A 19,074-nucleotide genomic window follows, 5' to 3' on the forward strand; every position below is an offset into this window, starting at 1 on the left:
GAGCCATTTGCGGCGTCTCGCGGAGAGAGTCCAGCTCAGACATAATCCTCGGCATGCCGACATCCCTCCGTGTTCTCCGACCACTCGTTTTCACCCTGCTCGCCACCGCGACCACCCTTTCCATCAGCTTTCCGGCCATCGTCAGAGCCGCGCAGGACAGCAAAGCCGAGGCCCAACAGGCCCAGGCCAAGCAGCAGCTGACAGACCTGCGCGCCAAGATGCAGACGCTGGCCAAGGAGCAAGCCGACACTGCCGCCAAGCGCGACAGCGTGAATGCCGAATTGGCGAAGCAATCCGATGCGGTGGCCACCGCCGCCAGGTCGGTGCGCGATACCGACGCACAGATCGCCGCCAAACAGCAGCAGCTCGATCAGTTGCAAACGCAACGATCGGCGCTCGATCAAAGTTTGAGCAGCCAGCGCGCGGCAATCGCGGATCTGCTGCGCGCCACCTATGCCATCGGCCACGGTTCGGATCTGCGCCTGCTGCTGGGCGACGAGGACATCGGGCGCATCGCCCGCTCGCTCACCTACTCCAAGTATTTCCAACAAGATCGCTTGCAGAAAGTGCAGCAGCTGATGACCGAACTGGCCAAGCTGCAGGACCTGGAGAACCAGATCACCACCGAGCAACAGGCGCTGCGGGCCACCCGCACACAACGCCAGCAGCAGGCCGATACCCTGCAGCAGCAGCGCAAGCAGCAACAGCAACTCGCCAGCCAGATCGACGCGCAGTACAAGAACCAGGCGCAGAAGCTGGCCGCGCTGAAGCAAAACGAGCAGTCATTGAATGACCTGCTGGCCAAACTGCAGAAGGCGATCGATGATGCCGCCCGCGAAGCAGAGCGCAAGGCCCGCGCCAACCCCACCGTGCCTAGCGGCGGCACCGGCAAGGCACTGGCCAACATCCGCGGCAACCTGCCCTGGCCGGCGCCCGGCCCCGTGCATACCTTCGGCAATGGTGTGCTGATTGCCGCCCCACGCGGCGCCGAAGTGCGCGCGGTGGCGCGCGGGCGGGTGGTGTATGCGCACTTTCTGCGCGGCTATGGCCAGCTGATCATCTTGAGTCACGGCAGCGGCTGGCTGAGCATGTACGGCAACAACGAGACCCTCCTGCATGGAGTGGGCGATGATGTTGAGGCCGGCGCAGCATTGGGCACCGCCATGCTCAGCACCGGCGACACTACCGGGGTGTATTTCGAGCTGCGCCAGAACGGCAAGCCGGTGGATCCGCGGACGTGGTTGACCCAGAAGCGCTGATACCTCCTCTTTAGATGGATTTGTGAAAAAAACCTCAGGCTCGTCGTCCCGGCGAGTTAGTGGGAGGTTTTCACGATTCGGGTAAGACAGGGCGCAGGTATTTGCAGCCAAGTTCGGCGTATCCTCTTGAGTGAATTTCCGACGGTCCCCAACGGTCTCAACACCGCCGTCACATCCTTTCTTATGGAGTTTTGCCCCATGCGTTTCCCCCGTCCCTGCCTCCTCGCCCTGTTGCTGGCGACGCCCCTGCTGCATGCGCAGGCGGCGCCCGAGGTGGCGCCGGCCGAAAGTACCGCCGCGCCGGCCGCACCCGCGAAGGCGGCCAGCAGCGTAGCGCCGGCGGATCAGGTAGACCTGGACGACGTGCGCAACTTTGCGCACGTTTACCAGATCATCCGCCAGGCTTATGTCGAGAAAGTCGACAACAAGACCCTCATGAACGATGCGATCAAGGGCATGCTTGCCGGCCTCGATCCGCACAGCGCCTATCTCGACAAGGACGGCCTGCAGGAACTCAACGAAGACACCACCGGCCAATACGGTGGCCTTGGCATCGAAGTGATGGAGGACAACGGCCTGCTCAAGATCGTCTCCCCGATCGACGACACGCCTGCCTCGCGCGCCGGCATCAAGCCAGGCGACGTGATCACGGCGGTGAATGGCAAGGTAGTCACGCCGGACAACATCGACAGCATGTTCGACGACCTGCGCGGCAACCCCGGCAGCAAGATCACGCTGGGCATCCTGCATGAAAAGGCCGACCAGCCGGTCACCATGACACTCACGCGCGAACGCATCTCCATGACCAGCGTGAAGGTGCGCGAACTCGAACCCGGCTACGCCTACATCCGCATCAGCCAGTTCCAGGACGACACCGCCGGTGATCTGGAAAAAAAGCTTGGCGGGCTGCTGCAAAAGAACGGCGCGCAAAAGGGCGCGATCCTCGACTTGCGCTCCAATCCCGGCGGCTTGCTGACCTCCGCCGTCGCGGTGAGCGATGACTTCCTCGATTCCGGCACCATCGTCACCACGCGTGGTCGCCTGCCCGATTCCAACCTGACTTTCAGCGCCCATCCCGGCGACCTGTTGAATGGCGCGCCGATGGTGCTGCTGACCGACAACGGCACGGCCTCCGCCGCGGAGATCGTGTCCGGTGCGCTCAAGGACAATCATCGTGCCTTGATTGTCGGCCGCCGCACCTTCGGCAAGGGCGTAGTCCAAACGGTATTGCCGCTCGATGCCGACCACGCCGTGAAGCTGACCACAGCGCGCTACTACACGCCCAACGGCACCTCGATCCAGGCCGAGGGCATCAAGCCGGACATCGCACTGGCGGACCTGGCAGTGACCAAGGTGGATGACTCGCAGGTACCGATCAGTTCAGAGGCCGATCTGCCCCATCACCTGGCGAACGAAATCGCGGCCTCCGGCGCTGGCGCCATCAATAACGATGGTTCCGCCGAAAACGCGAAGTTGGCGACGAGCGATTATGCGCTGTCGCAGGCGTTGAATATTTTGAAGGGACTAGCCCTGCGCAAAGACGCCGGACAACCTGTCGCACATTGAACGTAGGTTGGGGTGCAAACCCCAACATCGCCATCTACATGCAGCAGGGGTTGGGGTTTGCACCCCAACCTACGCGGCTGCCGCGTGTGACGAGGGAGCTATTTAGCCGATCAGAAGCTGAAGGGTTTTTCCAACGTCAGATACACACCACGCCGCGGTCCGTACTGCGGCGCGCCAACGCCGACACCAGTGCCACTACGTAGCCGGAACGAACGATCCAGCGCATTGAGCACCGCCAACTGCGTATGGATCTTGCCGATGCTGTCGAAGTCGAAGTCATGCGACACGTTGAGGTTGAGCTGGAAGTAATACGGCAGCGAGAGGCCGTTCGGCACCAGGCCCTCCTCACGCAGACCGCTGCCGAACAGATAATCGGCGCCCACCTTGGTGTTGTCATTGATGGCATAGGTCACGCCGCCCGACGAGGTCAGCTTCTGGTCGTGATCCAGATGGATCCAGTTGTCGGCAATATAGGCCAGTTCGTCGGGACCGAAGTTGTATTGGCTGGTGATCACATCCTTGCCCATGGCGCGGCTGTATGCCGCGTTGAAATACGCGGAGATCGGGCCATGGTTGTAGGTGACTGAGAACTCCGTACCGCGCACGCGACCGTATTTGTAGTTGAAGGTGGAGTAGATCAGTGCGGTGCCAAACTGGCCTTCGTCCTGCAGGCGATCCACCTTGCGGTAATAAGCGTCCACGCCAAGCGTCCAGTCACCGATATTCTGCTGCACGCCGGCGTCGAAGTAATTCGAGCGTTCCGTCAGCGGCGTGTTGTTGCCGTAGTCCTTCACGGCATTGGTGGTATTGGCGAATGCTTCGATATTTCCGGTGGAAATCAGCTCAGTCTGCGGCGGCGTGAAGTAGCGCGAATATCCGGCGTGCACGGTGGTGCTATCGGTAGCCTGCCATACCATGCCGACGCGTGGGCTCAACTGGCTTTCCTCGCGGAAGGCGGTGTAACGGTCGCCACGTAGACCATAGTTCAGGGTGAAGTTTTCGCTGATATCCCACTCGTCCTGCAAATAGATCGCCGCGGTCTTGGCGAGAATGCGATCACCCGTAAAGATGTTGAACGGCACCGTGCTGGCCTGGCTGCCGTCCGGGTTGGTTGGGAACACCAGCGAATTGGTATTGGTGAAGGCGCGATCGAATTCGTAATACGCACCGTAGCGCAAGGTGTGATTGCCCGCCCATGGTGTGGCGAAATCTGCCTGGAAGGTGGAAGCGCGATCGCCTTGGATGATCTGGCCGGCCACGCCATTGAACATGAGGTCGCCAACGTCATCCGGGTAATACTGCAAGCCGCTGTAGCGCTGGCCTACCGCCACCTGATACGAGGTATCACCCAGCTTGCCCTGCAACGCCAGCATGCCGAAGCGCGTCTGCTCATTCTGGCGCTCATTCAAATTGGCGGAGTCGAAGTTCGTGACATCGAGGTAGCCGAAATTCGGCGTCTGACTCGGGTTGTTCGGAATCTGGAAACGGTTGTTGGTCACGCCAAACAGAAAGCTCAGGCGCGTGTCGTTATTGATCAGATAGCTGATGTCGCCAAAGCCCTTCACCTGGTTGGTATGGTCGTGGATCGGATCACGGCTGCGCGTTGGATTCTCGATGCCGACGTTGTTTTCCTGGTAATTGCCAGTGAAGTAGTAGCTCCAGTTGCCACTATGTCCCCAGATCGACGCGTACGGATTGATCGTACCGAACGAGCCGCCAGTGATGCCCACCACACCGCCATTACCCAGGTCTGCGCCGCTCTTGGTGGTGATGTCTACGACAGCGGCAGTACGTTCCCCGTATTGCGCCGGCAGGGCACCGTCGAGCAGCTTCACGCTCTGGATCATGCGCGGATCGAGCGTCTGGCCAAAGCCGGAAATCGATTCCGGCAGCATGACGCCGTTGATGCGGTACTGCAGGTTGGCGTGGTCACCGCGCACATGCAGCTGGCCGTAGGAATCCTGCACCACACCCGGCGCCTGCAACAGCACTTGATTCAGCGGGGAGGACGCACCCAACGGCAGCGCCTGGATGTCCTGCGAATTGATCACGTACTCGCTGCTGCCCGTATCCGGCGACAGGTTGTTGCGCGCCATGTCCAACGCAGCGGTCACGTTCACTGCGCCGAGTTCCTTCGCCTTCGTCCCACGGCGGTTGCGCGAACTCTGATCGTCAGAAGTATCGTTCGGGTCGTTCGTACTGGTGGCCATCGGTTGTGCCGCGGCAGCCGGAGAATTGACGGCCGGGACCTGACCAGCGCCAGGCGTTGTAGCGGCGGCACAACCGGCAGCGGCATACAGCGCCAGACTAAGGCCAAGGGCAAGTGGGGATGCTTTCATGCAAAGGGAATCCGGGCGGGTTTGGCAGGGGAAACGGACCGAAATGTTATAACATTTCCCTCACGATAGAACGACCCTCCCAGAAGTCATGCCTGAAATCCGAGCAGACTTTCAGCCGCGCGGTTCATGCCGTTCTCATCAGGACTGCACAGGGGCGGACTATGATCGCCGAACCTTGTTTGTTCTCACGGAGCGCGGCATGACCGAGCGCAACGATACGCAGCCCAGCAACACCAACCTCCCTGCCGTCATCACGCAAGACGACGCCAGCAACCGGGTCACGCGGGCGATCCTGGATTTCATCAGCCAGATCCCCGACAGCAAGGTGCATTCCCATCGCGACCCGGACGTCGAAGCGCGGCGGCTTGCCAATCGTGCCGCCCAGCGCGCCGCCGTTACTGCCGGTACGCTCGCCTTGCCACCGGGTCCACTGGGCTGGCTCACCATCCTGCCGGAGCTGATCACGATCTGGAAAATCCAGGCCCAGTTGGTCAGCGATATCGCTGCCGCTTACGGCAAGCACGCGGAACTCGGCCGCGAACAAATGCTGTGGTGTCTGTTCCGCCACACCTCCGCGCAGGCCTTTCGTGATCTGGTGGTACGGCTGGGCGACCGGCTGATTTTCCGGCGCGTGTCCTACGGCGTGATCGAACGCGTTGCCAAACAGATCGGCGTCAAGGTGACGCAGCGCGCACTGGGTGAAGGCCTGTCGCGCTGGATGCCGGTGATCGGCGCCATCGGTGTGGGCGGGTACGCGTATTACGACACACGGCAGGTGGCAGCCACCGCGATGGCGATGTTGAAGAGCGAGATCGGCGTGGCGGAGGGGGATGACGACGTCAGTGTGGTGGCTACGCAGACGCAGGAAGTACAGGCGACACGACTGCATTAGCACTGCCGGTAGCTCGATCAAGCCTCACAGCCTCGTTATCGCCATGCCAGCGCAAGCTGGAACGGCGACATGGCAAGATTAAGCATTGCCAAGTTGCGGGAGCTATCGCATGGAGCCACTCAATCGCCCGGTAGTCCTGATCACCGGCGCCGCCAAACGCGTCGGCGCGGTGATTGCACGCACGCTGCATGCTGCCGGCTACGATCTCGTCCTGCACTGCCGCCATTCCACCGCGGAAGCGGATACGCTGGCGACTGAACTTTCGGCGCAACGCGCGAACAGCACGCTGGTTCTGCACGCCGATCTTGCGGATTTGTCGGCGTTGCCAACGCTGATTGATACGACGCTCTCGCACTACGGCCGGCTCGACGCATTGATCAACAATGCCTCCGCGTTCTACCCGACTCCGATGGAAACGGCCACTCCCGCGCAATGGAATGAGCTGTTCGCTTCCAATGCGCAAGCGCCCTTCTTTCTTGCCCAAGCCGCGCTGCCTGCATTGCGTTCCGCACGCGGCACCATCGTGAACCTGGTAGATATCTATGCGGAACATGCACTCGCGCAGCATCCCATCTACGTGATGGCCAAGGCAGCGTTGAGTGCGATGACGCGTTGCCTGGCGCTGGACCTTGGCCCGGAGATACGGGTCAATGGCGTGGCACCTGGTGCCGTCATGTGGCCAAGCGACGGCAAACCGTACGCCGATCAGGAAGCGATGCTGGCACGCACACCACTCAAGCGTGCCGGTGCCCCGCAAGACGTCGCCAGTGCTGTGCTGTGGCTGCTGCGCGATGCGCCATTCGTGACCGGACAAATCATTCGTGTCGACGGTGGCCGCAGCGTAACGGTATAGGCCAACACTTACACGTCAAGGCGTCGCAGCTACAGCATTGCGCGCTGCGCAGATAGACATCCCCACTGGGTTATCGCTTATAGAATGCGGCTATCCATGAGGTTTGGATTTTCCGTATGACTTATTGCGTCGGCATCCAGGTCGAGCAAGGCCTGGTTCTCGCTTCCGACACGCGCACGAGCGCATCGTTCGATGACGTGCGCGTGTACACCAAGATGCACGTGTTCGATTTCCCCGGTGAGCGCAGCATCGTTCTGATGTCGGCGGGCAACCTCGGCACATCACAGGCCGTGATGGCGCGCCTGCAGCGAGATATCGCTGATAACGCACATACGAATCTGCGCACGCCGCGGCATTTGTTCGAGGTGGCCGAGTATGTGGGTCAAGCGTTGGTGGCGGCTCAGGCGCAAGTGGCCAGCAACGCCCTGCAGAACGGTGTGAATGTGGAGTCCACATTGATCCTCGGCGGCCAGATTGCTGGCGAGGCGCCCGGGCTGTTTCTCATTTATCCATTGGGCAATTGCATTGCCGCGTCGCCGGAAACACCGTATTTGCAGATCGGTGAATCGAAGTATGGGAAGCCGATATTGGATTATCTGATTGCGCCCAGCACCTCGCTGGAAGATGCCGCGCGCTGCGCACTGTTGTCGCTGGATTCGACCATCCGCTCCAACGTATCCGTTGGCCTGCCGATCGATCTGGTGCTGCTGCGTGCCGATGACGTGAAGATCGGCGAACGCATGCGGCTGGATGCCGATTCGAAGTTCTATCGGGACATTTGTGACAGTTGGGCAAGCAAACTTGCCGATGCCGTGCAGCGCCTGCCGCGGTTTGCGTGGGAGCCCGCGAATACGTCGACGGCTCAGGCGCTGCCGCTGGCGCAACGCAAACCTGCTTCTTATGCCGAGCAGCAAATCGGTGAGGGTGCCGCACAGCAGTAGCAGCAACTGCGTCATGCTCCGATTACTTGCCATCATTCCGGCAGGAATCGAAGTTCACGTCAATGCTGTTTCAGAGCGAATCGTCATTCCGGCGAAGGCCGGAATCCATGTTTCGTACTTGCGATGGATTCCGGCTTTCGCCCACTGCTGTCCGGGGAAGTTTTTAGCTTGCCGGATCGGCCCCCTCCCCTACGTGTAGTAGGGGAGGGTTGGGGTGGGGTGAAGCAACCTCGCCAGAGATTCCATCATGTCTCGTATCCATTCCCGCGTAGCGGGAACCGAGCTTCGCTCGCCCCACCCCACCCCACCCCAGCCCTCCCCTGCACGCAGGGGAGGGAGCCCTTTCCGGTTCACTTCTGGATAGCGCGTTGAACCAACTTTTTTAAGTCGCTTGCTGCGCGAATCATGCAAACGTGTTGTCTCTCACGTGCTCGTTACTTTTCCGCAAAATTTCCCCGGACAGCAGCGGGCTTTCGCCGGAATGACGCCGAGGCGAGATTAACTTTTTCGCGGCAAACGGTGCGTCGAAGGCCAAAAAAGCATCGGGGCATATCGCGGTCTACACCCCAACCTAGATGGCTACTGGGGAAATGGTGCGCCGAAGCGACGCTCAAGCCTGAAAGTAAGACTCATGCACCGCGCCATGCAGCGCTGCCAGTTCCTGCTGCAGGCGATCCACGAACGAGCCAGGCCCCACTACCGCCAGGCGTGTTGGATTGGCATCGAACACCAATCCCATCGCTCCACGGAATACCTGCTCCACCTGTCTGCGCGGCGGCATTTGCGGCAAGATGCCCTGGATGCGGCTGAGGCAGAACAGCACGCTGCGCGGAAACTCGCGGTTCTTGAGCAGAAATTCCAAAGCCAGTTCCACACTGACTTTCTGGCGCAGATGACGCCGGTACATCTGGTAGGCCGCCAGCGAGCGCAAGACACCCATCCACTGCATGGCCTGGAATGCTTCGGCGTCATCGTCCGAGCGTGCCTGGATCAGCCCTGCCGCCGCCGTATCGATGATGCGCGAGGTCATGTCCGCCTGCTCGATGGCGGTGCCCAAGCGCAGGAATTGATAGCCGGTGTCGCGGCTCACGTTGGCCGTCAGCAGTGCTGAAACATGCATGCAACCGTCGACGATACGACCCAGAAACTCCGGCCGATGGCGGCGGCTGCCGGCGCGCTCGGGATTGGATTCGATGTACAGGTGCAGGTCGTTGATGGCCACCCAGCAATCTTGCGGCAAGGTTTCGCGCACCGTGCGTAGTGTCTCGCGGGCATGGCTCACGACATTGCGCAGAGCCACCGGGTTATCGGGTTCGACCAGCAGGAAGCGCACCACGTCGGCCTCATGCGGCGTCTCGCCGCCATGCAGCCGCTCAAACTGGGCGCCGGCGCCCAAGGTATTCACCAAGGGACGCCAGGCAATATGCGCTCCACGCGGCAGATCGAGTTGGATCTGGCCATTCACATCAATCAGTCGCGCCATATTCTCGGCGCGACGCACGTAACGGCTGAACCAGTAGAGATTATCGGCAACACGGGACAGCATCAGGCAGCCTCCTCCAGATCCACGACCCAGGTGTCCTTGGCGCCGCCACCTTGCGATGAGTTGACTACCAACGAACCCTTTTGCATCGCCACGCGAGTCAGGCCGCCGGTGGTCACAAAGATGTCCTCGCGCGACAAGATGAAAGGACGCAGATCCAGATGACGCGGCTCCGGTTCCTTGCCACCAAGGATCGGTGCGGTGGATAGCGACAAGGTCGGCTGCGCCATGTAGTTGCGCGGGTCCGCCTCGATTAGCCGGCGGAATTTTTCGCGCTCGCGCTTGGTGGCGCGGGGACCGATCAGCATGCCGTAGCCACCCGATTCATTCGCCGGCTTGACCACCAGTTGGTCCAGATGCGCGAGCACGTAGGCGCGATCCTTCGCGTCATGGCAAAGATAACTGGGCACATTGGGCAGGATCGGCTCTTCGCCCAGGTAGTACCGAATCATCTTGGGCACGTAGGTGAACACCACCTTGTCATCCGCCACGCCGGCACCTGGTGCATTCGCGAGCGCCACCTTGCCTGCTCGCCAGCTGCGGATCAGACCACGCACGCCAAGTACCGAATCGGGATGAAACACTTCTGGATCGAGGAACATGTCGTCCACGCGACGGTAGATCACGTCCACCCGCTTGGGTCCATACACCGTGCGCATGTAGCAGACGTCATCGTCGCCAACGAACAGGTCACCGCCTTCGACCAGCTCGATACCCATGCTTTGCGCCAGATAGCAGTGCTCGAAGTACGCGCTGTTGAAGATGCCCGGCGTAAGCAGCGCGATCACCGGTGTATCGCCGGGACGCGGACTGAGTGCCGCCAGTGTGTCGTAGAGCTGCGTGGGATAGTTGTCCACCGGCAGAATCGCACTGGTTTCGAACAGCTCTGGAAACACACGCTTGGCGACCATGCGGTTTTCGATCATGTAGGAGACGCCGCTGGGAATGCGCAGATTGTCTTCCAGCGCATAGAGCGTGCCGTCGGCATCGCGTACCAGGTCCGAGCCGCAGATGTGCGCCCATACGCCAAGCGGCGGCTTCACGCCCACGCACTGCGGACGGAAGTTCACCGATTCCTTGAGCAGCTCGCGCGGAAAGACGTTGTCGTTGATGATCTTCTGATCGCCGTAGATGTCGCCGATGAAAAGATTCAGCGCGCGCATGCGCTGGCGCAAGCCGGCGGCGGTACGTTCCCATTCGCGGCGTTCAATGACGCGCGGAATCAGGTCGAACGGCAAGGTGCGGTCGACGTTGCGCCCTTCGCTGTACACCGTGAACGTGATGCCCATGACGCGGGCGGTAACGTCCGCGGCAAGCTGTCGTTCTGTCAGTTCGTGCCGGCTAAGGCCAGACAGGTAGTCAAGCAGTGGGCGCGCAGCTGGCCTTGGCTGACCATCGGATGCAACGAGTTCATCCCACGTTGACGATCGATATCGCGTCCAGTCCATGCATGCCTCCTTGTAGTACCAAGCTATTCATCACGGCTGCACCATTCAAAGCAGCACGTTGCTGCATAGCAAACTGCATGCATCACATACGTATCGTCAAGGCAAACAAAAAAGCAGCCACAAGCAAGTAAAGTGCTTGCTCGTTACCGTCACATCGGCGTTTACAGCGTCACGATCGTTAAAGGCTCACTCTCTGCTGGGAAGCTCGCCCACAATTCCTGCATCGTTTTCCCGTTCATGGGATGGCAAACATCTGGCGCGATATCGGTGATCGGCTTCAGCACGAAGGCGTGTTTCAATTCTTTGCGCGGGATATCGAGATGCCCTGGTCCCTGGGTGACCAGGTCGTCGTACAACACGATATCCACATCGAGTGTGCGATCGGCGTAACGTGGCACGTCGCGGCGGCGACCGTGACGATCTTCCAGCGCGTGCAGCCAGTCGTTGAGTTCAATGGGCGAAAGATCGGTATCCAAACCAACCGCAAGATTCACGAAATCCGTACCATCGAAACCCACTGCAGCGCTGCGGTAGGCCGGTGAGATGTCGAGTTGTCCGAAGCGCGCACGCAGTTCTTCGATGGCGACCGGGAGATAGCGATGCGGTTCCTGGTTGGAACCCAGGCTCAAATAAACGCGCGACATATCAAGCCGGCCGTTTACCACGTTCGATGCACACGCCCACGGCTTTTGCACCGCGCACCGCACCGGGCTTGGACAGCTTCAGCCGTACCCATGCCACACCGAATTCCTCGCGGATGATGGCAGCACATCGCTCGGCCAGCGTTTCCACCAGGCCGAAGCTCGATTCGCCCACGTACGCGATCAGGCGCTTGGACACGTCCTTGTAATTGAGCGTATCGGCGATGTCGTCGGACGTGGCGGGAACGGTGTTATCGAACGCCATCTCGATATCGAACGACAGGGTCTGGCGCACGCGCCGCTCCCAGTCATAGATGCCGATGACGGTGTCGATGCGCAGGTCTTCAATAAAAACGATATCCATGCGTGCAAGCGTCGTGGGTGCGGGCGATAGGATCAAGCGGCGGGCGGCAGGGTCTGCAGGTCCCAACGTGGGAACACTTGCACCGATTCATTCTGATGCTGTCCGTGCGCCAGTCGGATGGCGCCGGCCAGGGCGATCATCGCGCCGTTGTCGGTGCAGAACTGCAGACGGGGGAAATAGGTTTTGAAACCGTCCTTCGCACCGGCGGCGGCCAGTTCTTCGCGCAAACGGCGGTTGGCGCCGACGCCCCCGGCGATCACCAGCCGTTTCGCGCCGGTTTCGGACAGCGCGCGGCGGCATTTGATCAGCAGCGTGTCGACAATGGCTTCTTCGAAGGCACGGGCGATGTCGGCGCGAGTCTGCTCGCTCTGGTCGGATTGCTGCCAAGCCAGCAGCACCTGGGTTTTCAGGCCGGAGAAGCTGAAATCGAGTCCCGGGCGATCGGTCATCGGGCGCGAAAAACGAAACGCACCCGGGCGGCCCTGTGCTGCCAGGGCCGCCAGCGCCGGGCCACCCGGATACGGCAGACCCATCAGCTTGGCGGTCTTGTCGAAGGCCTCGCCGGCGGCGTCATCCAGGGTATCGCCCAGAATGCGGTAATGGCCGATGGCTTCCACTTCCACCAGCATCGAGTGGCCACCGGAAACCAGCAGGGCCACGAAGGGTGGTTGCGGCGGATCGTCCTCCAAGAGCGGCGCAAGCAGATGTCCTTCCATATGGTGTACGCCAACCGCCGGCACGCCCAGCGCCCAGGCCATCGCGCGTCCGGTCGCTGCACCGACCAGCAGCGCGCCCACCAAGCCAGGACCAGCGGTGTAGGCGACACCACCGAGATCGGCGGGGGTCATCCCCGCATCCTTCAAGGCCTCCCGCACCAGCGGCAGCAGCTTGCGCACGTGGTCGCGGCTGGCCAGCTCCGGTACCACACCGCCGTAGTCGGCATGCAGTTTCACCTGTGTATATAAGGCGTGCGCGAGCAGGCCGTGCCCCGGCTGCTTCGGTTCCCAGCGCAGCAGGGCCACGCCGGTTTCGTCGCAAGAGGTCTCGATGCCAAGGATGGGGCGGAGAGCGTCAGGCATCTTCAGATGTGCCAGTCTTAAGGACGTAGGCGTGCATTTTTGCCGATAAGCGTGCCTTCGCGACACCCTGTATGCCCAACTCTTTGAATTTTTCACCCGCATCGGCGTATACTTTGCGGCTCGCCGCATTTCTGCGGCACGTTTACTACCCGGAGTTTCCATGCCCAGCGTAAAAGTCCGCGAGAACGAGCCGTTCGAACTCGCCCTGCGCCGCTTCAAGCGCACCTGCGAAAAAGCCGGCATTCTCGCCGAGACCCGCAAGCGCGAGTTCTATGAAAAGCCGACCCAGGAACGCAAGCGCAAACGCGCCGCTGCCGTGAAGCGTCACCTGCGCCGCCTGTCGCGCGACGTGTCGCGCAAGACCCGCCTGTACTGAGCGCTGTCCGCCTCGGCGGGTTCTTAGGTTCTGGCGCGTATCGCGCCGCACCTGTTCAGCGCTTGCAGCCGGCGCGTCCATCCGCAGCCACCACCTGCAAGGCAATGCATGGGCCGACGTTGTTCCGCAACGTCGGCTTTGTGCTTTCCGAAGGAGCCGTTCCATGTCGTTGAAACAGCAAATTACCGAAGACATGAAAACCGCCATGCGCGGCGGTGACAAGGATCGCCTCGGAGTGATCCGCCTGATCCTCGCTGCCGTCAAGCAACGCGAGGTGGACGAGCGGATCGAACTGGACGACACCCAGATCATCGCCGTGCTGGAGAAGATGCTCAAGCAGCGCAAGGACTCGGTGAGCCAGTACGCCGCCGCCGGTCGCGAGGATCTGGCCAACGTGGAGCGCGCTGAAATGGTGGTGATCGAAACCTACCTGCCCGCCAAGCTCAGCGACGCCGAAATCGACGCCATGATCCAGGCCGCCATCGCCGAAACCGGCGCGAGCAGCGCACGCGACATGGGCAAGGTGGTTGCGGCGGTCAAAGCCAAAGCCGCCGGCCGTGCCGATATGGCACAGGTGTCGGCACGGATCAAATCCCGCCTGAACTGATGCAGGCCACGGCAGCGCCGCAGGCGCTGCCTTCACGCTGACCGCGTTTAGATGCTCCCACGCGACACGCCACGGGAGAAAGACGCATGCTCAAGTGGGCGATCATCTTTGCGATCATTTCCCTGGTTGCCGGCTGGCTGGGCTTTGGCACGTTGTCCGGTATTGCCGCCACCATCGCCAAGGTTTTGTTCGGGATTTTCGTCATCATCTTCATCATCGCCGTGCTGGCGGTGATCGGCGTGTTCCATCTGGTGACGTAGCCCACATCCTTAGCGATCTCGCCGCGGTGTCCGGCTAGACTAACCGGATGCGCGGCCGTATCCCCGACAGTTTCATCGACGAACTGCTTGCCCGCGTCGACATCGTCGACGTGATCGAGCGGCGCGTGCCGTTGAAAAAAGCCGGACGCGAATGGACTGCCTGCTGTCCCTTCCACAACGAACGAACGCCATCGTTCTACGTGAGCCCCGCCAAGCAGTTTTTTCACTGCTTCGGCTGCGGCGCACACGGTAGCGCGATCAAGTTCCTGATGGATTACGAGCGGCTGGAATTTCCGGACGCCGTGGAAGAACTGGCCCAGGCCGTGGGCCTGAAAGTCCCCTACGAAGGCGGGCGCGACAATGCTCCGCGCGAGGACAAGACTGATCTTTACGCCGTGCTCGACGCTGCAACAGGTTGGTACCAAGGCGAGCTGAAAAAAAGCGGCGAAGCCAACGCGTATTGCCAAAAGCGCGGCCTGGATGCGGATACCATCTCGCGCTTCCGCATCGGCTGGGCGCCGGCGGGTTTCGATGGCGTGATCCGCAACCTCGGCACCAACGACAAGCGCATGCAACTGCTGACCGAAGCGGGCATGGTCGCCAACAACGAGCGCGGCAATAAATACGACCGTTTCCGTGAACGCTTGATGTTCCCGATTCTGGATCGGCGCGGACGCGTGATCGCTTTCGGCGGACGCGTGCTGAAATCGGAACAAGGACCCAAGTACCTCAACTCACCGGAAACGCCGCTATTCCACAAGGGCCGCGAGCTGTTCGCGCTGTGGCAGGTCAAGCAGGCCAACAGCCATCTCGTGCGCATCGTGGTGGTGGAAGGCTACATGGATGTGATCGCCCTGCATCAGGCAGGCTTGCCGATTGCCGTAGCGACACTCGGCACCGCCACCACACCCGAGCACACCGAAGTGCTGTTCCGCGCCGCGCCGGACGTGGTGTTCTGCTTCGACGGCGATCGCGCCGGCCGCGCGGCGGCGTGGAAAGCATTGGAATCCGCCCTGCCCCGCTTGCGCGACGGACGCCAGGCGTATTTTCTGTTTCTGCCAGACGGCGAAGATCCGGACACGCTGGTGCGCAAGGAAGGCAAAGAAGGTTTCGAGAAACGTCTGCGCGAAGCGACACCGCTATCCGAATACTTCTTCGGCGAACTCTCTCATGACGTGGACGTGAGCAAGCTCGACGGACGCGCACGCCTGGCCGAACGCGCCCGTCCGCTGATCGCACGCCTACCGGACGGTGCATTCCGCGACCTGATGGCGCAAGAGCTGGAAAAACGCACCGGCGCACGCGCGGTATTGGAAGCTGAACCTGCTGCACGACAAGCTGTGCAGCGTCCAGGTGCTGTGCAACGCTCGCTGGTGCGCAGCGCCATCGCGCTGCTGCTGGCACAACCTGGCATGGCTGATGAAGTGGAACAGCCCTACGGCTTTCTGCGCCTGGATAAACCGGGTGTGGACCTGCTGGCCGCGTTGATCGACACCGCACGCGCAAGGCCCGGCATCAACGCCGCCATGCTGGTGGAACATTTTACTGGGCGTCCCGAATACGCCTCGCTGCAAAAGCTGATGGCCACTACCGCTGTCGGCGAACCGGAGACGCAGCGCGTAGAATTCCTGGACGCGCTCGCACGCATGGAAAAGCAGGCTATCGATCAGCGCCGCGATGCGCTGGTCGCCAAAAATCGCGAAGGCACATTGACCAGTGCCGAAAAGGCCGAACTGCGTGAGCTGCTCGCCGCACGCGCACCGAAGCCGACCGCCGCGTCATGACCGGCCTGCCAGCAACAAGGAACGTCGATGGATTTGCTTGAACGCCTGATCACTTTTTTCGCGGAGCACGGTTACGTGGCGGTCTTCATGGCGCTGCTGCTGTGCGGCGCCGGCTTGCCGCTACCGGAAGACATCACCTTGGTGGCCGGCGGCGTGATCGCCGGTCTTGGCTACGTCAACGTGCACATCATGGTCGCCGTCACCATGGTCGGCGTGCTGGCCGGCGATGCGGGCATGTTTCTGCTTGGCCATCACTTCGGCACGCATATCCTGCAATGGAAACCCATCTCGTGGCTGATGCCGCCACGTCGCTACGCGAAAGTGCAGGATCAGTTCACACGCTACGGCAATCGCCTGATGTTCTTCGCACGCTTTCTGCCCGGCATGCGCACGGCGATCTACACCACCGCGGGTGCTACGCATCGCGTGAGTTTCTGGCGGTTTCTGCTGCTCGATGGTACCGCCGCGCTGATCAGCGTGCCGATTTGGGTGTACCTGGGTTACTTCGGTGCAAATCGGCGCGAATGGCTGGGGATGTGGATACAGCGGGGGCAGAACAGTCTGTGGCTGGTCGGCGTTTTGGTGGTGCTGATAGTGCTGGTGCTGTGGTGGCGGCGCCGCAAGCGCCGCTATGCGGAGTAGGTTGGGGTGCAAACCCCAACATTGCCATCTACATGAAGCACGATGTTAGGGTTTGCACCCCCAACCTATGAACGTGCAACTCAAAACTGCTTATGCAAATCCTCGCTCAGCATTTGCATGCTCTGCTGACTCACTTGGATCAAACCGTTCACTGGCGAATCAAGATCCGCAATCAGACTCATCGAGATCGCCACCATCAACACTGGAATAAAGGTGGCCATGGCTGCGCGATGACGCTGGCCATAGCCGACGACCAGTGACGTCAGAATGGCCAGCACCGCCATCAGCGCCCAGATATCGAGCGGTATGCGATTGCGTTGCGCCGCCACGCGCTTGGCGTCGAGATCGATCACATCATTCAACGCTGCAATGTAGAGGCCCGTGATGGGTGTAGGCGTTTGTTGTGCAACGGTTGCCGCCTGACCCCACAGTTCATCCTGGATTTGCCTGGTCCGCTTTACCGCGGGATCGTGTTCGTCGACATGGGATCCCGTGCCGAAAATCGCCAGGCGTGCATCGACATATTCGCGCCATAGCTGAGGTGCCGCGCTACGCACCGGTTCGGCCTGCATGCCAACGCGCAGATAGGCGGTGCCGATGGCGTTCGCCTCGTCGATCACCAGTTGCTTGCGTTCGTCGAAACGACTGAGCCCCATGCTCATGGCGAAACCGATCAGCAGGCTCAGCAAGACGGCAATCTGGTTGCGGGTCTGGTGGACCTCCCTTTCCCAGTCCTTGTCCTCAGGATGCTTGGCGAATGCGCGCAAGCGATAGCCAAGTTCGTGCGCCAGCAACAGCACGACGGTAGCGACGACAAACAGTTCGATCGGGTGATCCAGCAGATACAGCATCGTGCTTCTCCTGCGGATGTGTTGACCGGGAAGCTGCGTGTAACCGTAGGTTGGGGTGAGCGTATGCGAACCCCAACACCGCAATCAACATGAACATGGCCATGTTGGGATTCGCATACGCTCACCCCAACCTGTGACTACGGGGCCACGGCCACGTCGTGCCGATTCCACCAGCCTCCGCCCAACGCCTGGAACAGTGCCACCGTATCCGCATAGCGTGCCGCACGCGCCTGGATCAGGTTGAGCTGCGCCTGCCGATACGTCACCTGCGCATTGAGCAACGCCACCATGCTGATGTCACCCGCCGCATATTGCTTCTGGGCGATGTCAAAGCTGCGTGCAGCCGCCCGTTCGGCACGCGCGGACGCGGCCATGGCGTCCGCATCAGACTGCAAGGCATGCAAAGTATCGGCGACGTTTTGCAATGCAGATAGCACCGTGCTGCGATACTGCTCCGCTGCTTGCTTATAAGCGGCTTCCGCGGCGCGCTGCTTATGCCTCAACGTACCGCCATCAAACAGCGGTGCGGTCACCGCGGCCCCGATGTTCCAAAAGCCGGTGCCCGAACCGAACAGCGTATGCATCTGATCAGTGGCGCTGCCCCAGTTGGCGGTGACGTTGATGTTCGGCAAACGGGCTGCAAACGCTACGCCGATCTGCGCGCACGCGGCATGCAATTGCGCATCGGCCATGCGCACATCCGGACGCTGCTCGACCAGTCGCGCGGGCAAGGTCAGCGGCAAATCTTGCGGCAGTTGCAGGCTGTCCAGCGTGAAATGGGCGGCGACATCCTGGTCGGGTGTACGGCCGGTCAGTACCGCCAGCACGTCCCGCTGCTGTGCCAGTTGCTTACGCAAGGGTGGCAGGCCGGCACGTGTTTGCTCCAGCGTGGCCTCCTGCGCGGCGACGTCATTGTCTGAAGCATCACCGATGTCCAGCTGCTTTTTGCTGGTTTCGAGGATCCTGGATTGGCTGTCGATCATGTCTTGCGTGGCGTCGATCTGCGCGCGCAGCGCAGCCTCCTGCACCGCCGCGTTGACCAGGTTGGATGTCAGCGTGAGATACGTCGCCTCCAACTGAAAGCGCTGCGCATCCGCCTGCGCCACCAGCGATTCCACCTGCCGACGGTTGGCTCCCCACAAGTCCGGCACGTAGGAGATGCTGAGCTGTGCCGTGGTGAGGTTATAGAGCGTGCTGTTGGAAGTGAGCGCACTGGAAAGCACCTGCCCGGTTTTCTGCCGGGTGGGATCGATGCCGGCACTCACTTGCGGGAAGTATTGGCCGCGTTGCGCGCGCACGTCTTCCATCGCCTGACGCAATGCCTCTTGTGTGGCCGCGACATCGGGATTGTGCTTGAGCGCATCATCGATCAGGCCATTCAACGGCTGGGACTGAAACAGCGTCCACCATTGGCCGGGGATATCCATGTCCGTTTTGAAGTGCTGTGCCTTCCCGTCCGCACCTGGTGCGGAGGCGGTCGCCGAGGGCGTGCCCTCTTCCATATAGCCCTGTGCAGCAGGCGGTGCGGGCCGATGGTAATTCGGTCCGACCGCGCAGGCGCCGAGAGCCAGGCTCGCGCCAGCCACGAGCACGGGACGACGCCATTTGAAAAGACGATGCTTGGCCATG

At 61.2% G+C, this 19,074-nt stretch carries 18 protein-coding genes; 10 read left to right on the forward strand and 8 right to left on the reverse strand.

Annotated features, from left to right (window positions below):
• Window positions 1-53 precede the first annotated feature (53 nt).
• Both IEX75_RS21150 and IEX75_RS21155 read left to right on the forward strand, forming a co-directional pair.
• The gene (locus IEX75_RS21150; protein WP_188797491.1) at window positions 54-1,259 is read left to right on the forward strand and encodes a murein hydrolase activator EnvC family protein; all 1,206 of its coding nucleotides are present in this window, start codon (window positions 54-56) and stop codon (window positions 1,257-1,259) included.
• 198 nt (window positions 1,260-1,457) lie between these two features.
• Complete coding sequence (locus IEX75_RS21155) at window positions 1,458-2,825, forward strand: S41 family peptidase (protein WP_188797494.1); 1,368 nt, start codon at window positions 1,458-1,460, stop codon at window positions 2,823-2,825.
• A gap of 110 nt (window positions 2,826-2,935) precedes the next feature.
• On the opposite strand, the gene IEX75_RS21160 is transcribed toward IEX75_RS21155, so the two are convergent.
• Entirely contained in the window at window positions 2,936-5,164 is a 2,229-nt protein-coding gene (locus tag IEX75_RS21160) for a TonB-dependent receptor (RefSeq protein WP_188797496.1), read from the reverse strand.
• Window positions 5,165-5,363: 199 nt separating this feature from the next.
• Between IEX75_RS21160 and IEX75_RS21165 the strand changes: the two genes are divergently transcribed.
• From IEX75_RS21165 to IEX75_RS21175, 3 genes are all read left to right on the forward strand, one after another.
• Window positions 5,364-6,056 carry an EcsC family protein gene (locus IEX75_RS21165; RefSeq protein WP_229721007.1) on the forward strand — a complete coding sequence of 231 codons (693 nt, stop codon included), beginning with the start codon at window positions 5,364-5,366 and terminating at the stop codon, window positions 6,054-6,056.
• Window positions 6,057-6,165: 109 nt separating this feature from the next.
• On the forward strand, window positions 6,166-6,909 hold the full coding sequence (locus IEX75_RS21170; RefSeq protein ID WP_188797498.1) for a pteridine reductase: 744 nt from the start codon (window positions 6,166-6,168) through the stop codon (window positions 6,907-6,909).
• A gap of 116 nt (window positions 6,910-7,025) precedes the next feature.
• Window positions 7,026-7,850: a proteasome-type protease gene (locus IEX75_RS21175; RefSeq protein ID WP_188797500.1), complete on the forward strand. Its 825-nt coding sequence runs from the start codon at window positions 7,026-7,028 to the stop codon at window positions 7,848-7,850.
• 610 nt (window positions 7,851-8,460) lie between these two features.
• Here the strand turns inward: IEX75_RS21175 and IEX75_RS21180 are convergent.
• From IEX75_RS21180 to tsaD, 5 genes are all read right to left on the reverse strand, one after another.
• Window positions 8,461-9,396 carry an alpha-E domain-containing protein gene (locus tag IEX75_RS21180; protein ID WP_188797502.1) on the reverse strand — a complete coding sequence of 312 codons (936 nt, stop codon included), beginning with the start codon at window positions 9,394-9,396 and terminating at the stop codon, window positions 8,461-8,463.
• Window positions 9,396-10,841: a circularly permuted type 2 ATP-grasp protein gene (locus IEX75_RS21185; protein WP_188797504.1), complete on the reverse strand. Its 1,446-nt coding sequence runs from the start codon at window positions 10,839-10,841 to the stop codon at window positions 9,396-9,398. The genes IEX75_RS21180 and IEX75_RS21185 overlap by 1 nt, the downstream gene beginning before the upstream one ends.
• A 161-nt stretch (window positions 10,842-11,002) precedes the next feature.
• Complete coding sequence (gene folK, locus IEX75_RS21190; protein WP_188797506.1) at window positions 11,003-11,485, reverse strand: 2-amino-4-hydroxy-6-hydroxymethyldihydropteridine diphosphokinase; 483 nt, start codon at window positions 11,483-11,485, stop codon at window positions 11,003-11,005.
• Between the two features lies 1 nt (window position 11,486).
• A complete protein-coding gene (gene folB / locus IEX75_RS21195) occupies window positions 11,487-11,846 on the reverse strand; it encodes a dihydroneopterin aldolase (protein ID WP_188797508.1) in 360 nt (119 codons plus the stop codon).
• A 32-nt stretch (window positions 11,847-11,878) separates the two neighbouring features.
• Window positions 11,879-12,925: a tRNA (adenosine(37)-N6)-threonylcarbamoyltransferase complex transferase subunit TsaD gene (gene tsaD, locus IEX75_RS21200; protein ID WP_188797510.1), complete on the reverse strand. Its 1,047-nt coding sequence runs from the start codon at window positions 12,923-12,925 to the stop codon at window positions 11,879-11,881.
• 160 nt (window positions 12,926-13,085) lie between these two features.
• Here tsaD and rpsU point away from each other — a divergent pair, with 160 nt between their 5' ends.
• From rpsU to IEX75_RS21225, 5 genes are all read left to right on the forward strand, one after another.
• On the forward strand, window positions 13,086-13,301 hold the full coding sequence (gene rpsU / locus IEX75_RS21205; protein WP_109724432.1) for a 30S ribosomal protein S21: 216 nt from the start codon (window positions 13,086-13,088) through the stop codon (window positions 13,299-13,301).
• 163 nt (window positions 13,302-13,464) lie between these two features.
• Window positions 13,465-13,908, forward strand: a complete 444-nt coding sequence (locus IEX75_RS21210; protein ID WP_188797512.1) for a GatB/YqeY domain-containing protein — start codon at window positions 13,465-13,467, stop codon at window positions 13,906-13,908.
• Window positions 13,909-13,994: 86 nt separating this feature from the next.
• Window positions 13,995-14,168 carry a DUF1328 domain-containing protein gene (locus IEX75_RS21215; RefSeq protein ID WP_188797514.1) on the forward strand — a complete coding sequence of 58 codons (174 nt, stop codon included), beginning with the start codon at window positions 13,995-13,997 and terminating at the stop codon, window positions 14,166-14,168.
• A gap of 47 nt (window positions 14,169-14,215) precedes the next feature.
• Window positions 14,216-15,952 (forward strand): DNA primase, encoded by a 1,737-nt coding sequence (gene dnaG / locus IEX75_RS21220; protein WP_188797516.1) that lies wholly within the window; start codon window positions 14,216-14,218, stop codon window positions 15,950-15,952.
• 27 nt (window positions 15,953-15,979) lie between these two features.
• Complete coding sequence (locus IEX75_RS21225) at window positions 15,980-16,594, forward strand: DedA family protein (protein WP_188797518.1); 615 nt, start codon at window positions 15,980-15,982, stop codon at window positions 16,592-16,594.
• A gap of 80 nt (window positions 16,595-16,674) precedes the next feature.
• Here the strand turns inward: IEX75_RS21225 and IEX75_RS21230 are convergent, their stop codons facing one another.
• Together IEX75_RS21230 and IEX75_RS21235 are read right to left on the reverse strand one after the other, a co-directional pair.
• Window positions 16,675-17,445 (reverse strand): bestrophin-like domain, encoded by a 771-nt coding sequence (locus tag IEX75_RS21230; protein WP_188797520.1) that lies wholly within the window; start codon window positions 17,443-17,445, stop codon window positions 16,675-16,677.
• A 137-nt stretch (window positions 17,446-17,582) separates the two neighbouring features.
• Window positions 17,583-19,073, reverse strand: coding sequence for an efflux transporter outer membrane subunit (locus IEX75_RS21235; RefSeq protein WP_188797522.1), 1,491 nt, complete (start codon window positions 19,071-19,073; stop codon window positions 17,583-17,585).
• Window position 19,074 lies beyond the last annotated feature (1 nt).

Origin of the sequence: Dyella nitratireducens, assembly GCF_014642835.1 — a bacterium.
GTDB lineage: Bacteria > Pseudomonadota > Gammaproteobacteria > Xanthomonadales > Rhodanobacteraceae > Dyella_B > Dyella_B nitratireducens.